Annotated in this window: 13 protein-coding genes; 9 read left to right on the top strand and 4 right to left on the bottom strand. The window is 58.9% G+C overall.

The window, feature by feature from the left end:
* The first annotated feature begins 276 nt into the window (after positions 1-276).
* The 6 genes from PMI37_RS18830 to PMI37_RS18805 are packed head-to-tail and all read left to right on the top strand — an operon-like array spanning position 277 to position 6227.
* Entirely contained in the window at positions 277-1371 is a 1095-nt protein-coding gene (locus tag PMI37_RS18830) for an ABC transporter ATP-binding protein (protein WP_007912480.1), read from the top strand.
* A complete protein-coding gene (locus PMI37_RS18825) occupies positions 1371-2480 on the top strand; it encodes an ABC transporter ATP-binding protein (RefSeq protein ID WP_008083746.1) in 1110 nt (369 codons plus the stop codon). The genes PMI37_RS18830 and PMI37_RS18825 overlap by 1 nt, the downstream gene beginning before the upstream one ends.
* Positions 2477-3343: a carbohydrate ABC transporter permease gene (locus PMI37_RS18820; RefSeq protein WP_007912484.1), complete on the top strand. Its 867-nt coding sequence runs from the start codon at positions 2477-2479 to the stop codon at positions 3341-3343. Before PMI37_RS18825 ends, PMI37_RS18820 begins: the two co-directional genes overlap by 4 nt.
* A 9-nt stretch (positions 3344-3352) precedes the next feature.
* On the top strand, positions 3353-4153 hold the full coding sequence (locus PMI37_RS18815) for a carbohydrate ABC transporter permease (RefSeq protein WP_008083745.1): 801 nt from the start codon (positions 3353-3355) through the stop codon (positions 4151-4153).
* Between the two features lie 10 nt (positions 4154-4163).
* Positions 4164-4436 carry a DUF2160 domain-containing protein gene (locus PMI37_RS18810; protein WP_007912485.1) on the top strand — a complete coding sequence of 91 codons (273 nt, stop codon included), beginning with the start codon at positions 4164-4166 and terminating at the stop codon, positions 4434-4436.
* A gap of 48 nt (positions 4437-4484) precedes the next feature.
* The gene (locus PMI37_RS18805; RefSeq protein WP_008083741.1) at positions 4485-6227 is read left to right on the top strand and encodes an ABC transporter substrate-binding protein; all 1743 of its coding nucleotides are present in this window, start codon (positions 4485-4487) and stop codon (positions 6225-6227) included.
* A gap of 337 nt (positions 6228-6564) precedes the next feature.
* Here PMI37_RS18805 and PMI37_RS18800 read toward each other — a convergent pair whose 3' ends face one another.
* The 4 genes from PMI37_RS18800 to PMI37_RS18785 form a co-directional block, all read right to left on the bottom strand.
* Positions 6565-6942, bottom strand: a complete 378-nt coding sequence (locus PMI37_RS18800) for a type II toxin-antitoxin system VapC family toxin (RefSeq protein ID WP_008083738.1) — start codon at positions 6940-6942, stop codon at positions 6565-6567.
* Positions 6939-7277, bottom strand: coding sequence for a type II toxin-antitoxin system Phd/YefM family antitoxin (locus PMI37_RS18795; protein WP_008083736.1), 339 nt, complete (start codon positions 7275-7277; stop codon positions 6939-6941). The genes PMI37_RS18800 and PMI37_RS18795 overlap by 4 nt, the downstream gene beginning before the upstream one ends.
* 257 nt (positions 7278-7534) lie before the next feature.
* The gene (locus tag PMI37_RS18790; RefSeq protein WP_008083734.1) at positions 7535-8941 is read right to left on the bottom strand and encodes a heavy metal sensor histidine kinase; all 1407 of its coding nucleotides are present in this window, start codon (positions 8939-8941) and stop codon (positions 7535-7537) included.
* Positions 8938-9612 (bottom strand): heavy metal response regulator transcription factor, encoded by a 675-nt coding sequence (locus PMI37_RS18785; RefSeq protein WP_008083732.1) that lies wholly within the window; start codon positions 9610-9612, stop codon positions 8938-8940. The genes PMI37_RS18790 and PMI37_RS18785 overlap by 4 nt, the downstream gene beginning before the upstream one ends.
* 411 nt (positions 9613-10023) lie before the next feature.
* On the opposite strand from PMI37_RS18785, the gene PMI37_RS18780 reads away from it, so the two are divergent.
* Genes PMI37_RS18780 through PMI37_RS18770 form a run of 3 tightly spaced genes read left to right on the top strand, consistent with a single transcriptional unit; the run spans position 10024 to position 15682 of the window.
* Positions 10024-11271 carry a TolC family protein gene (locus PMI37_RS18780; protein ID WP_008083730.1) on the top strand — a complete coding sequence of 416 codons (1248 nt, stop codon included), beginning with the start codon at positions 10024-10026 and terminating at the stop codon, positions 11269-11271.
* Positions 11272-11320: 49 nt separating this feature from the next.
* Positions 11321-12514: an efflux RND transporter periplasmic adaptor subunit gene (locus tag PMI37_RS18775; RefSeq protein WP_008083728.1), complete on the top strand. Its 1194-nt coding sequence runs from the start codon at positions 11321-11323 to the stop codon at positions 12512-12514.
* A gap of 15 nt (positions 12515-12529) precedes the next feature.
* The gene (locus PMI37_RS18770; protein ID WP_008083726.1) at positions 12530-15682 is read left to right on the top strand and encodes a CusA/CzcA family heavy metal efflux RND transporter; all 3153 of its coding nucleotides are present in this window, start codon (positions 12530-12532) and stop codon (positions 15680-15682) included.
* The last annotated feature ends 202 nt before the right edge of the window (positions 15683-15884 follow it).

The raw sequence follows: 15884 nt of genomic DNA, 5'->3' as shown, positions 1-15884 counted from the left end.
GCTGCGATCTTTTGATCCTGTTTTTTGACAATCAAGATCAAAAGATCGCAGCCTGCGGCAGCTCCTACAGGGGGATCGGTTCGCAAAAAGCGTTCATAGAGTGTTGTTCACTATTGTTCATTGTCAATCGGCCAACTGTTCAAATGTGTTCAGCAATGAACGCCGTTTCCCCACGCTTTCACCGATTTTCGCGACAAATCAATCACTTAATATTTCTGGCACGAAACTCGCTCCTGTGCACAGGTCGCTTGACTCCAATAATAAAAAGGCCGAGCCATGTCACTCACCCTGGAGCACGTCAGCCGCACCGTCGAGGGCCAGACCTGGATCGACGATGCCTGCCTGAAATTCGAACCCGGTTCGTTCAACGTTTTGCTTGGCCGCACGCTGTCCGGCAAAACCAGCCTCATGCGTTTAATGGCCGGGTTGGACAAGCCCGACAGCGGCCGCATCCTGATGAACGGCGTCGACGTCACCCAACGCCCGGTGCGCCTGCGCAACGTGTCGATGGTCTATCAGCAGTTCATCAACTACCCGACCATGACCGTGTTCGAGAACATCGCCTCGCCGCTGCGTCAGGCCGGTGTGTCGAAAGAGATCATCCACAGCAAAGTGCAAGAAACCGCGAAGATGCTGCGCATCGAGAAGTTTCTGCAGCGCTATCCGCTGGAGTTGTCCGGCGGCCAACAGCAACGCACGGCCATGGCTCGCGCGCTGGTCAAGGATGCCGAGCTGATCCTCTTCGATGAACCGCTGGTCAACCTCGACTACAAACTGCGCGAAGAACTGCGTCAGGAAATGCGCGAGCTGTTCAAGGCGCGCCACACCATCGCCATTTATGCCACCACCGAGCCCAACGAAGCGCTGGCACTCGGCGGCACCACGACGATTCTTCACGAAGGCCGGGTGATTCAGAGCGGCCCGTCGACTTCGGTGTATCACCAGCCACAAACCGTACTTGCGGCTGAGCTGTTCTCCGAACCACCGATCAACCTGATGCCGGGGCGCATCGCCGGCAACGAAGTCAGCTTCGCCAATTTTGTGCACTTCCCGTTGAACGTCGATCTGCGTCCAGTAGGCGAGGGCGAGTTCCGATTCGGTGTGCGCCCCAGCCACATCTCGCTGGTGCCGAGCAACGATGATGACCTCGAGCTGGCGGTCACCGTCGAAGTCGCCGAGATCAGCGGTTCGGAAACCTTTCTGCACGTGCGCAACGAGCATTTTCTGCTGGTGCTGCACCTGCCCGGTGTTCACGAATACGACGTCGATGCGCCGATCCGCATTTACATCCCGACCCACAAACTGTTCGTTTTCGATGCGCAGGGCCGTCTGGTGCAAGCACCGGGCCGGCGTGTCGCGAGGGTTGCCTGATGGCCGAAATCCGTTTGCAGCACCTCGCCCACAGCTACAGCAAGACCCCGAGCGGCGCCGAGGATTACGCGATTCGCGAGATGGATCACGTCTGGGAGCAGGGCGGCGCCTATGCCTTGCTCGGGCCGTCGGGTTGCGGCAAGTCGACCTTGCTCAACATCATTTCCGGATTGCTCAGCCCTTCGCAGGGCCATGTGCTGTTTGACGGCAAAGCGGTTAACGACCTGACGCCGGAGAAGCGCAACATCGCTCAGGTTTTCCAGTTTCCGGTGGTCTACGACACCATGACCGTGTTCGATAACCTCGCCTTCCCCCTGCGCAATCAGGGCATGGCCGAGGCGAAAGTACACAGCAAGGTGCAGGAAATTGCCGAAGTCCTCGACCTGCAAAACCTGCTGAGCAAAAAGGCGCGCAACCTCACCGCCGACGAAAAACAGAAAGTTTCGATGGGCCGAGGCCTGGTGCGTGACGACGTTTCGGCGATTCTTTTCGATGAACCGCTGACGGTGATCGACCCGCACCTGAAGTGGAAACTGCGGCGCAAGCTCAAGCAGATCCACGAGCAGTTCAACATCACCATGGTCTATGTCACCCACGATCAACTGGAAGCCTCGACCTTCGCCGACAAGATTGCGGTGATGTACGGCGGCCAGATTGTGCAGTTCGGCACGCCACGGGAATTGTTCGAACGGCCGAGCCATACCTTTGTCGGCTATTTCATCGGCAGCCCCGGCATGAACCTGATCGAGGTGCAGCCACAACCCGGCGGCGTCGGTTTCGCCTCGACACATTTGCCGTTGTCCGACGCGATGCAGCGACATATCGAACACGGCCAGTGGAAAAATCTGAAGGTCGGCATCCGACCTGAGTTTATTCACGTGTGGGACGAGCCGTTTGATGACGCGATGCAGGCCAGGGTCGTACACGTCGAAGACCTCGGCACCTACAAGATCATGACCCTCGATCTAGACGGCGCACCGCTGAAAGTGCGCCTGGCCGAAGACAAACCGGTGCCGCAGGGCACCGCGTACATCAGTTTTCCGGCGCAGTGGCTGATGGTCTATGCCGATGAGTTTCTGCTTGAAACCGGTGATGAGGTGCAGCCATGAACAAGGTGCAGAACAACAAGGCCTGGTGGCTGGTGTTGCCGGTGTTCCTGCTGGTGGCATTCAGTGCGGTGATCCCGATGATGACCGTGGTCAACTATTCGGTGCAGGACATCTTCGACCAGTCCAGCCGCTATTTCGTCGGCGCCGACTGGTACAAGCAGGTGCTGCTCGATCCGCGTCTGCACGACTCGTTGCTGCGTCAGTTCATCTATTCAGCGTGCGTGTTGTTGATTGAAATTCCGCTGGGCATCGCCGTCGCCCTGACCATGCCGACCAAGGGCCGCTGGTCGTCGGTGGTGCTGATCATTCTGGCGATTCCGCTGCTGATTCCGTGGAACGTGGTCGGTACGATCTGGCAGATTTTCGGTCGTGCGGACATTGGTTTGCTTGGGTCGAGCCTCAACGCGATGGGCATCAGCTACAACTACGCGGCCAACACCATGGACGCCTGGGTAACGGTGCTGGTGATGGATGTCTGGCACTGGACTTCACTGGTTGCGTTGCTGTGCTTCTCCGGTCTGCGCGCGATTCCCGACGTGTATTACCAAGCGGCGCGCATCGATCGAGCCTCAGCCTGGGCGGTGTTCAGGCACATTCAGTTGCCCAAGTTGAAGAGCGTGCTGCTGATCGCAGTGATGCTGCGTTTCATGGACAGTTTCATGATCTACACCGAGCCGTTCGTGCTCACCGGCGGCGGGCCGGGCAATGCCACGACCTTCTTGAGTCAGACGCTGACCCAGATGGCCGTAGGGCAATTCGACCTCGGTCCGGCAGCGGCGTTTTCGCTGGTGTACTTCCTGATCATCCTGTTGGTGTCCTGGCTGTTCTACACCGCCATGACGCACTCCGACGCCAACCGCTGAGGCCCGGCCATGAGCAAAAGAAAGCTTATTCCGTTGCTGGTGTACATTCTGTTCCTGCTGGTGCCGATCTACTGGCTGCTGAACATGTCCTTCAAGAGCAACACCGAAATCCTCGGCGGCCTGACGCTTTTCCCACAGGACTTTACGCTGGCGAACTACAAGGTGATCTTCACCGATCCGAGTTGGTACAACGGCTATCTCAACTCGCTGTATTACGTGAGTTTGAACACGGTGATCTCGCTGAGCGTGGCGCTGCCGGCGGCCTATGCGTTTTCGCGCTATCGTTTTCTCGGCGACAAACACCTGTTCTTCTGGTTGCTGACCAACCGTATGGCGCCACCGGCGGTGTTCTTGCTGCCGTTTTTTCAATTGTATTCGTCGATTGGGCTGTTCGATACGCACATCGCCGTGGCTTTGGCGCATTGCCTGTTTAACGTGCCGCTGGCGGTGTGGATTCTCGAAGGCTTCATGTCCGGCGTGCCCAAGGAAATCGACGAAACCGCCTACATCGACGGCTACAGTTTTCCCAAGTTCTTCGTGAAGATTTTCATCCCGCTGATTGGCTCCGGGATCGGTGTCACGGCGTTTTTCTGCTTCATGTTTTCCTGGGTCGAATTGCTGCTGGCGCGCACGTTGACCTCGGTAAACGCCAAGCCGATTGCGGCGGTGATGACCCGCACAGTGTCGGCGTCGGGAATCGATTGGGGTGTGCTGGCGGCGGCGGGGGTGTTGACCATTCTGCCGGGCATGCTGGTGATCTGGTTTGTTCGCAACCACGTGGCCAAGGGCTTTGCCCTCGGTCGGGTTTGAGGAGCTGATGATGGAATGGATGAGTTGGACCACCCCGACAGCCGCATTCTTCATCGTCATCGGCCTGATTCTGGTCGGCATGACCACTTGGGAATTGCGTTCGCCGAGCATCCTGCGGCGAGGTTTTCTACCGATTGCCACCACCCGTGGCGATCGCTTGTTTATCGGTCTTCTCGGCAGCGCCTACCTGCATTTGCTGGTGATCGGCGCCACCGACTGGAGCATCTGGGTGGCGTCCGCGTTGTCCCTGGTGTGGCTGTTGGCTGTGATGCGTTGGGGCTAGTCGAGTCGTTCGGCAACCGTGCTCCGAAATCCTAAACAGGAGGTCTCTATGTTCGACAAAAACAATAAGCTGCGACATAGCATTTCATTGGCAGCCATGCTGGCACTCAGCGGTTTGAGCGCCGCCGCGTGGGCCGATGCCTACGAAGACGCGGCGAAAAAATGGATCGGCAGTGAATTCAAACCGTCGACCCTGACGGCTGAACAGCAGCTCGAAGAATTGAAGTGGTTCATCAAGGCGGCCGAGCCGTTTCGCGGCATGGACATCAAGGTCGTTTCCGAGACCCTGACCACCCACGAATACGAGTCGAAAGTGCTGGCCAAGGCCTTCACCGAAATCACCGGGATCAAGCTCACCCACGACCTGCTGCAAGAAGGCGACGTGGTCGAGAAAATGCAGACGGTGATGCAGTCCGACAAAAACATCTATGACGGCTGGGTCAACGACTCGGACCTGATCGGTACGCACTTTCGCTACGGCAAAACCGAATCGATCACCGACCTGATGGCCAACGAAGGCAAGAACTTCACCTCGCCAACCCTCGACATCAAGGACTTCATCGGCATCTCGTTCACCACCGCGCCGGACGGCAAGATCTATCAACTGCCCGACCAGCAATTCGCCAACCTGTACTGGTTCCGCGCTGACTGGTTTGAGCGCGCCGATCTGAAAGCCAAGTTCAAGGAAAAGTACGGCTACGAATTGGGCGTGCCGGTGAACTGGTCCGCCTATGAAGACATCGCCAAATTCTTCAGCGAAGACGTCAAGGAAATCGACGGCAAGCGCGTTTACGGGCACATGGATTACGGCAAGAAAGACCCGTCGCTGGGCTGGCGCTTCACCGATGCCTGGTTCTCCATGGCCGGTGGCGGCGACAAGGGCATCCCGAATGGTTTGCCGGTGGACGAGTGGGGGATTCGTGTCGAGGATTGCCACCCGGTCGGCTCCAGCGTGACCCGTGGCGGCGACACCAACGGCCCGGCGGCGGTGTTCGCCACGCAAAAATATGTCGATTGGCTGAAGGCTTACGCGCCACCGGAAGCGGCGGGTATGACCTTCTCCGAGTCGGGGCCAGTACCGTCGCAGGGCAACATCGCCCAGCAGATTTTCTGGTACACCGCGTTCACCGCCGACATGACCAAACCGGGTCTGCCGGTGGTCAACGCCGACGGCACGCCGAAATGGCGGATGGCGCCATCGCCACGCGGGCCGTATTGGGAGGAGGGCATGAAGCTCGGTTATCAGGACGTGGGTTCGTGGACGTTCATGAAATCCACGCCTGAGAAACAGAAACTGGCGGCGTGGCTGTACGCGCAGTTCGTCACTTCGAAAACCGTGTCGCTGAAGAAAACCATCGTCGGCCTGACGCCGATTCGCGAGTCGGACATCAACTCGCAGGCGATGACCGATCTGGCACCGAAACTCGGTGGTCTGGTCGAGTTCTACCGCAGCCCGGCCCGCGTGCAATGGACCCCGACCGGGACCAACGTGCCGGACTATCCGCGCCTGGCGCAATTGTGGTGGAGCCACATCGCCGAAGCGGCCAGCGGCGAGAAGACCCCGCAACAAGCGCTGGATGGTTTGGCCAAGGATCAGGACGCGATCATGACGCGCCTCGAACGCTCCAAGGCTCAGGCGGTGTGCGCACCGAAAATGAACCCGGAACGCGATGCGCAATACTGGTTTGATCAACCGGGCGCACCGAAACCGAAACTGGCCAACGAGAAGCCGAAGGGCGAGACCGTGAGCTACAACGAACTGCTGAAATCCTGGGCGGATGCACGCAAATAACAGTTGAAATGTGAACGGCGAACGGCACCGGAAGGTGCCGTTTTTTTTGTGCCTGATCGACCGCAATCGCGAGCAGGCTCACTCCTACAGGTTTCTGTGTCGTTCACAGAGGCTGCGTACACCGCAAATCCTGTAGGAGTGAGCCTGCTCGCGATAGCGGTGTGCCAGACCAAAAAAGATATCGACTGACCCACCGCCATCGCTGGCAAGCCAGGCTCCCACAGGTACCCGTGGAGCCCAGCATCCCGCATACACAGCAGATCCCTGTGGGAGATGGCTGCCACCGATTGCGGTCTGACAGCCAGCATTGATGTTTATCGGTACGGATGTGTCTTGATCAGACCAGAACAGCCAGATCGGTGTACCGAGCAACCAAAGCATCAGCCGTGAGCAACTTCATTGGTTCAGTCATTGCTGTGGCTACGATAATGCGGTCAAACGGATCGCGATGATGGTGCTCAAGATCCTTCACGGCGATGGCGTGTTCTGCAGTCACTGGCAATTCGATAAAGCCACTGTCGAGACAATATTGGCGGACTTCTTCCAGATCAACATTCAGCTTGCCGAGCCCGACCTTGATCGCCATTTCCCAGAAGGTGGCGGCGCTAATATAGATTTCGGCGGCGTTCTCAATCAATTTTCTGGCTTTGCCGGACAGTCTGGCGTCATCACTGAGCGTCCAGAGCAAAATGTGCGTGTCGAGCAGCAGCCTCATACTTGAGTGCCCTCAAATGCATCAAGCATGTCATCGGGCAGTGGTGAGTCGAAATCGTCGGGCAACACCAGTTTGCCCTTCATTGCGCCAATACGCTGAGCGCTGGGTTTTCCTACGGGAACGAGGCGAGCCATCGCCCGCCCATGCTTGGCAATCGTGATGACTTGGCCAGCAGCGGCATCATCGACGAGTTTGGATAAATTGTTTTTGGCTTCAGCCAGCGGAACGATGATCATCAGCTCACCCCTGTATTCTGGACAAATATAGCCAGAATATTTCAACGCTGCCAAACCATAGACTTCTTCAGCCCATTCGCAAACGATATCCCTGTTCATTTTTAGCCTCTCGTCGGTATTCCATCTGCCAAGGCCTCCACCATAGAGCTATCTACTCAAAACTGGCTGTAGGACAAAACGGAGGTTGCGGCGAGAGCTTTCGGTGTTTGTGTGGGGACGGGAGCAAATCGGTAAAAAATCGTACAAAAATGACGACCGACACGATGTCCGAAAATCAATGTAGGAGCTGCCGCAGGCTGCGATCTTTTGATCTTGATTTAAAAACAAGAGCAAGAGATCGCAGCCTGCGGCAGCTCCTACAGGGATGATTCGGGGGTGGGGAAGCCTAGGCGAAACACGGTCATCACCCCCGGCAAGCTCTTAACCTCCGCCACTCCCTGATGCAGGCTCATGATCGAGCGCACGATCGCCAGGCCCAACCCGGTGCTGCCCTGCGAGCGTGAGCGGCTGCTGTCGACGCGGTAGAAGCGGTCGAACAGATGTGGCAGGTGTTGCGCCTCAATCCCGGCGCCAGGGTTGCTGACCAGCAGGGAGGCCTGGGTCGTACCTTGTTCGATCAGCAACGTGACGGTTTTCCCGTTGGGGCAGTGCCGCAAAGCATTCGACAACAAATTGGAAATCGCCCGCTGAATCATCAGCCGATCACCCAGCACCGTCGCGCTCCCGACCACGTTCAAATGAATGCCCTTATCCTGCGCCGACAACGAAAACATCTCCGCCACTTTCGTCACTTCAACCTCCAGCGCCACCGATTCAAACGGCGCCAGCGCTGACGGATGACTCACCTGCGCCAGAAACAACATGTCGGAAACGATCCGCGCCACGCGCTCCAGTTCTTCGGTGCACGACACCAGCACATCCTTGTATTCCTCCACGCTGCGTTCGCGTGAGAGCGTCACTTGCGCCTTGCCCATCAGGTTATTGATCGGCGTGCGCAGCTCATGCGCCAGATCATCGGAGAACTGCGACAGTTGCTGCACCCCGGCGTCCAGTCGATGCAGCATGAAGTTGATGCCGTGCGCCAGTTCGCTCAGCTCCTGTGGCATGTCCACCACCGACAGCCGATGATCGAGATCCTGGGTCGAGACCATCGCCGCGACTTTGCGAAATTCGCGCATCGGCGCCAACCCGCGTTGCACCGCGCCCCAAGCCGTGAGGCCGATGAATACCAGCAACAGCGGCAAGGCAATCAGCGTCGAGCGCAGGTAGGCGCTGAGCAACGCCTCATCGTGCGCATTATCCACCGACAGCAACACCGGCACGCTGCTGCCGTCCTTGAGGCGAATCAGTTTCGAGGCGGTGAGGAATTTCTTGCCTTCCGCGTCAGTGCTGTCGCTGTAGGCCAGTTGATCAGTGGTCGCGCGCACCGCTTTCAATTCAACCCGTGGTTCGCTCAAGCCTGAACCGGATTTGAGCAGCGGCGAGCGCTGGTTGAGGCGGTCGTAAATGGTCAGCGTGAGGTTGTCATGCCCCATCACCTGATCCAGCAGAATATGCGGCTTGCCGCTGATTTCATTGGCGTCGACGTACAGCGACAAGCTGTGTTCAACCTGCGCCATTTTCTTTTCCAGGCTGTCTCTGGCAAGCGAGTTCAGCTCATGGGTCAGGGCGAAAAAAGCCAGGATCGCCAGGAACACCACCAACAGCGCGCCGAGAATACTCACCGTCAAACCCAGGCGCATCGACAGGCTGGCCGGTTTCATTCGCGCGCCTCCAGCACGTAGCCGACACCGCGCAGGGTGTGGATCAGTTTGCTGTCGAACGGGTCGTCGATCTTCGCCCGCAAACGGCGGATCGACACTTCGACCACATTGGTGTCGCAGTCGAAATTCATGTCCCAGACCAGCGAGATGATTTGCGTGCGCGTCAGCACTTCGCCGGACTGGCGCATCAGCAGATGCAGCAGGGCGAACTCCTTGGTGGTCAGGTCGATGCGCTGCGCGCCGCGAAACGCGCGATGGCGGCCCGGGTCGAGTTCCAGGTCCGCGACTTTCAGCACCTGTGGCAGCGGAATGTTTTCGCTGCGACGCATCAAGGTGCGTACCCGCGCGAGCAGTTCGGGGAATTCGAACGGTTTGACCAGATAGTCGTCGGCGCCCAGATCGAGGCCACGAATCTTGTCCGCCAGACGCCCACGCGCGGTGAGCATCATCACCCGCGTGGAGTGAGTGCGGCGCAGTTGTTCCAGCACGCCCCAACCGTCGAGTTCCGGCAAATTCACGTCAAGAATAATCAAGTCATAGGCTTGCTGTTGCGCCAGATGCAAGCCATCGGCACCAGTGCCCGCGTGATCAACGACATAACCACTTTCGGTCAAACCCTGATGCAAGTATTCGGCAGCTTTAAGCTCGTCCTCAACGACAAGGATTCGCATGATCTTTCACCACTTATATTTAATGGGTATTTAAGTAAGGTGGCCGGGATAGTTGTTGTTTTTGTAAGGACTTCCGGACGGAGTTGAATCAATGAATGGCGTGCACGGTAAAGGCTGAAGTGACTACAGAGTCAACGCTTGACGGCTTTAAATCGGCTGTCTGCGACAGGCTGTCGCAGCATAAGGGTCGAGTTTCCCACGACTTTGATTCCGGCAAGTACTGTTCGGCGGATAACTGCAGAGCATTTGTTTCGATGTATTGCTACAACGCTGTTGGCACTCCGCATCGTAGATCAAATCAACTTGTACAAACCGTGGATAACGGATTTGTAATGTTCCAGTCACCTTGTCGATAAGTTCAAAACCCTACCGTGACGGCATCAAAGATTCTTGAATAAAGGAAGTCTGCCATTGCCCGGTTTAATTGAACTGACGGCGCGATCACGCCTGCAAAAAACACTCGGCGGCCTGCTGTTATTGGTCAGTGCCAGCGTGGCGAATGCCTCGACGTTGACGCTGGATCAAGCCCTGTACAGCGCCTTCGCCGGCAACCCGGATCTGGCCGCTGCGCAATGGGAAATCGGCATTGCCGAAGGTGACCGCCAGCAGGCCGGTCTCATCCCCAACCCCGAAGTGTCGTGGGAGGCCGAAGACACCCGGCGCAATTCGCGCACCACCACGGTGATGCTCAGTCAGCCGATCGAACTGGGTGGCAAACGCGGTGCACGCATCGATGTCGCCAGCCGCGCGCAGGACGCCGCCGGCATTGAACTTGAGCGCAAGCGCAACGCCTTGCGTGCCGATGTGATTCAGGCGTTCAACAATGCGCAAACCGCGCAGCAACGCTTGCAGTTATCGCGTCAATCCCGGCAACTGGCCGAGCACGGTTTGCGGGTGGCGCAAGGGCGGATCGAGGCGGGTAAATCGTCGCCGGTCGAAGGCACGCGTGCGCAAGTGCAGCTCTCGGAAGTGCGCCTGGAAGTGAGCCGCGCCGAACGCGATCAGGCCAATGCCTATCAGCAATTGGCGCAAGTCATGGGCACACCATTGCCGACATCGACCAAGGTGCAGGCAGCTACGCAAAGCATGCCGGCCGTCCCGCCACCGACCAAGTTGCTGGACCGTTTGAACGAGACCGCCGAGCTACGTCTGGCCACGTTGCAGATCGATCAGCGCGAAGCATCGCTGGGCCTGGAAAAGTCCCAGCGCATCCCCGACCTGACCGTGAGCCTCGGCAGCCAATACAGCGAAACCGAGCGCGAACGGGTCAACGTGGTCGGGCTGTCGATGCCGATTCCGTTGTTCAACCGCAATCAAGGCAACGTGCTCGCCGCCGCGCGTCGCACCGATCAGGCACGGGATCTGCGCAACGCCACCGAGCTGCGCTTGCGCACGGAAATCCAGACCAGCCTTGCGCAATGGCAGACAGCCAACGGCGAAGTCACAGCCTTCAACCAGACCATCCTGCCCGCCGCGCAACGTGCGGTCGACAGCGCCACGCGCGGCTTTGAAATGGGCAAGTTCGGCTTCCTCGATGTGCTCGATGCGCAGCGCACCTTGATCGCCGCCCGCAGCCAATACATCCAGGCCGTCAGCGAAGCGACCGACGCCCGCGTACGCCTCGAACGGATCTTCGGCGACCTCGCCGTCAGCCCTTGAATTTCACTTTTCACATCACTGCGCGCAGGCACGGCGCAGAGGAGTTTGCATGGATAAAAAATTGATGGTGGTCGCGGTGGCGACGTTGGCGCTGGGCATTGGTATCGGCTCGCAGTGGTCAGGTAACGCAAGCATCGACGCGCATGCCGACGAGGCTTCCGAGCATGCCGATCACGCCGAAGAAGGTGCCGCAGCCGAAGGCGAGCATGGTGAAGAAGGCCACATCGAACTGAGCGCCGAACAAATCACCGCTGCCGGCATTCAACTCGCCGAAGCACGGGCGCGAAACATCAGCCTCGGCTTGCCGTTCCCCGGCGAAGTACGCTTCGACGAAGACCGCACCGCTCACGTCGTACCGCGTGTGCCGGGGGTGGTCGAGTCAGTGGCGGTCAACCTCGGGCAAACGGTGAAGAAGGGCCAGTTGCTCGCGGTGATTGCCAGTCAGCAGATCTCCGATCAGCGCAGCGAACAGGCTGCCGCGCAACGGCGCCTGGCCTTGGCGCGCACCACCTATGAGCGCGAGAAGAAACTCTGGCAGGACAAGATTTCCGCCGAGCAGGATTTCCTCCAGGCGCGTCAGGCGTTGCAAGAAGCTGAAATCGCTGTGAGCAATGCGCGCCAAAAGATCAGCGTGCTCAGCGGCAGCGTGGTCGCCACCGGCGGCAATCGCTACGAACTGCGCGCACCGTTCGACGGTGTCGTGGTGGAAAAACACCTGACGCCGGGCGAGGTGGTCGATGAAACCACGGCGGCGTTCACGCTCTCCGATCTGTCGCGGGTGTGGGTGACGTTCGGCGTTTCACCGAAGGATTTGACCAAGGTGCAAGTGGGCAAAGCGGTGACCGTCAGTGCGCCCGAACTGAACGCTGAAGTGATCGGCAGCGTGGCGTACGTCGGCAGTTTACTCGGCGAACAGACGCGCACCGCGACCGTTCGCGTCACCCTGGAAAATCCGCAAGGCTCATGGCGGCCAGGCCTGTTCGTCACCGCGCTGGTCGCCACTGACAGCCGTGAAGCAAAAGTCGCCGTACCGGAGACCGCGATCCAGACCGTAGAGGACAAACCCACCGTGTTCGTCCGCACCGATGACGGCTTCGAAGCGCGGCCGGTAGAGCTGGGCAGACGCGCAGCCGGCCACGTGGAAATCACTCAAGGCCTGGAACCGGGCGCACAAGTCGCCAGCGCCGGCAGCTTCGTCCTCAAATCGGAACTGGGCAAAGCCTCGGCCGAGCACTCTCATTAATTCTGGAAAGTCCTCATGTTCGAACGCCTGATCCAGTTTGCCATCGAGCAGCGCATTATCGTCCTGCTCGCCGTTCTGCTTATGGCCGGCCTCGGCATCGCCAGTTATCAAAAACTGCCGATCGACGCCGTGCCCGATATCACCAACGTCCAGGTGCAGATCAACACCGGCGCCGCCGGGTTCTCGCCGCTGGAAACCGAGCAGCGCATCACCTTTCCGATTGAAACCGCGATGGCCGGTTTGCCGGCGCTGGAGCAGACCCGTTCGCTGTCGCGCTCGGGCCTGTCGCAAGTGACGGTGATCTTCAAGGACGGCACCGACCTGTTCTTTGCTCGTCAGTTGGTCAACGAGCGCTTGCAGATCGCCAAGGAGCAATTGCCCGAAGGCGCGGAAGCGATGATGGGGCCGATTTCCACCGGCCTCGGCGAGATTTTTCTGTGGACGGTTGAAGCGAAGGAGGGCGCGCAGAAAGAGGACGGCACAAGCTACACGCCAACCGACCTGCGGGTGATTCAGGACTGGATCATCAAGCCGCAATTGCGCAACGTGCCCGGTGTTGCCGAGATCAATACCATCGGCGGTTTCGCCAAGGAGTACCAGATTGCGCCGGACCCGAAACGCCTGGCCGCCTACAAGCTGACGCTCACCGATCTGGTCACCGCGCTGGAGCGCAACAACGCCAACGTCGGCGCCGGGTACATCGAGCGCAGCGGCGAGCAATTGCTGATCCGCGCGCCGGGGCAAGTGGCGAGCACCGAGGACATTGCCAACATCGTCATGGCCAATGTCGACGGCACACCGATCCGGGTGAAGAACGTTGCGACTGTGGAAATTGGCCGTGAATTGCGCAGCGGTGCGGCCACGGAAAATGGCCGGGAAGTGGTGCTCGGCACCGTGTTCATGCTGATCGGCGAGAACAGCCGCACGGTCTCGCAAGCGGTCGCCAGCAAGCTTGAACAGATCAACAAATCCTTGCCGCAAGGAGTGATCGCCGTGCCGGTGTACGACCGCACGCACCTGGTCGACAAAGCCATCGCCACGGTGAAAAAGAACCTCATCGAAGGCGCGATTCTGGTGATCGCGATTCTGTTTTTGTTCCTCGGTAATATCCGCGCGGCGCTGATTACCGCGATGGTGATTCCGTTGTCGATGCTGTTCACCTTCACCGGGATGTTCAGCAACAAAGTCAGCGCCAACCTGATGAGCCTCGGTGCGCTGGACTTCGGCATCATCGTCGATGGCGCGGTGGTGATTGTTGAAAACACCCTGCGACGGCTGGCCCATGCACAGCAGCATCACGGTCGTTTGTTGACTCGCGCCGAGCGTTTCAAGGAGGTGTTTGCGGCGGCAAAAGAAGCGCGGCGACCGCTGATTTTCGGCCAGTTGATCATCATGGTCGTGTACTTGCCTATCTTCGCGCTGAGCGGTGTCGAAGGGAAAATGTTCCACCCGATGGCGTTTACTGTGGTCATCGCTTTGCTTGGCGCGATGCTGTTGTCGGTGACCTTTGTGCCGGCGGCGATTGCGCTGTTCGTGACCGGCAAGGTCAAGGAAGAAGAGGGTGCGGTGATGCGCGGCGCGCGTCGTGTTTATGCGCCGGCGCTGGCCTGGGTCATGTCCAATCGCGCAATCGCAGTGGGCGCGGCGTTGGGTGTGATCGTGCTTAGCGGGGTGCTCACCAGTCGCATGGGCAGCGAGTTTGTGCCGAGCCTCAGCGAGGGTGATTTTGCCTTGCAGGCGTTGCGCGTGCCGGGTACGAGCCTGACGCAATCGGTGGACATGCAGCAGCGTCTGGAGACATTGATTCTGGCGAAGGTGCCGGAAGTCGAACGCGTCTTTGCCCGCACCGGCACCGCCGAAATTGCCTCCGACCCGATGCCGCCAAACATCTCCGACAGCTACGTGATGCTCAAACCGAAAGAGCAGTGGCCGGACCCAGGCAAGTCTCGCGAAATCCTGATGGCCGAGCTGCAAGCCGCTGCCGCGATGTTGCCGGGCAGTAACTATGAGCTGTCGCAGCCGATCCAGTTGCGCTTCAACGAGCTGATCTCCGGCGTACGCAGCGATGTCGCGGTGAAGGTGTTCGGCGATGACATGGACGTGCTCAATGCCACGGCGGCGAAGATTGCCGCAGCGATGCAAAAGGTTAACGGCGCCTCTGAAGTCAAGGTCGAACAAACCACTGGCTTGCCGGTGCTGACCATCAATATCGATCGCGACAAGGCGGCGCGTTATGGGCTGAATGTGGGTGATGTGCAGGACACCATTGCGGTTGCGGTCGGTGGTCGTCAGGCCGGGACGTTGTATGAGGGTGACCGGCGTTTCGATATGGTCGTGCGCTTGTCCGATGCCATGCGCAAGGACATCGACGGCTTGTCGGCATTGCTGATTCCGGTGCCGGCGCCTTTGAACGGAGCGGCGAATCAAATCGGCTTTATCGCGCTGCAAGACGTCGCCAGCCTCGACCTGGTGCTCGGGCCGAATCAGGTCAGCCGCGAGAACGGCAAGCGTCTGGTGATCGTCAGCGCCAACGTGCGCGGGCGTGATATTGGTTCGTTTGTCAGCGAGGCCGGCGAAGTGATCGAACGTGACGTGCAGGTTCCAGCCGGTTACTGGACCAGTTGGGGCGGGCAGTTCGAACAACTGCAATCGGCGGCCAAGCGTTTGCAGATTGTCGTGCCGGTTGCGCTGCTGCTGGTGTTCGGCTTGTTGTTCATGATGTTCAACAATCTCAAGGACGGTTTGCTGGTGTTTACCGGGATTCCGTTTGCGTTGACCGGAGGGGTCATGGCGCTGTGGTTGCGCGATATTCCGCTGTCGATTTCGGCGGGTGTCGGGTTTATCGCGTTGTCCGGGGTGGCGGTGTTGAATGGCTTGGTGATGATCGCGTTCATTCGTAATTTGCGGGAGGAGGGGCGGTCGCTGTCCGATGCCATTCACGAAGGTGCGCTGACGCGTTTGCGGCCGGTGTTGATGACCGCACTGGTGGCGTCGCTGGGGTTTATTCCTATGGCGCTTGCCACCGGCACTGGCGCCGAAGTGCAGCGGCCGCTCGCCACCGTAGTGATCGGCGGAATCCTCTCCTCGACGATCCTCACGTTGCTGATCTTGCCGGCGCTCTACCAACTCGCCCATCGCCGGGATGAGGACATAACCCCTACCCCATAAATCAACAAAAACCCCTGTGGTGAGGGGATTTATCCCCGATGGACTGCGCAGCAGGCCCGCTTCTTTTCTGGATCAAGAGAGGGGCCGCTGCGCGACCCTGCAGTGGTCTAATTTCCCCGGACACCCCGATAGGTGGAAAATACATCTATCGAGGAGTTATTCATGACCAAAAAACGCAGGGCATTCGACGACAGCTTCAAGC

The organism is Pseudomonas sp. GM80, from assembly GCF_000282515.1.
GTDB lineage: Bacteria > Pseudomonadota > Gammaproteobacteria > Pseudomonadales > Pseudomonadaceae > Aquipseudomonas.
This window is presented reverse-complemented; position numbering and strand designations above follow the sequence as displayed.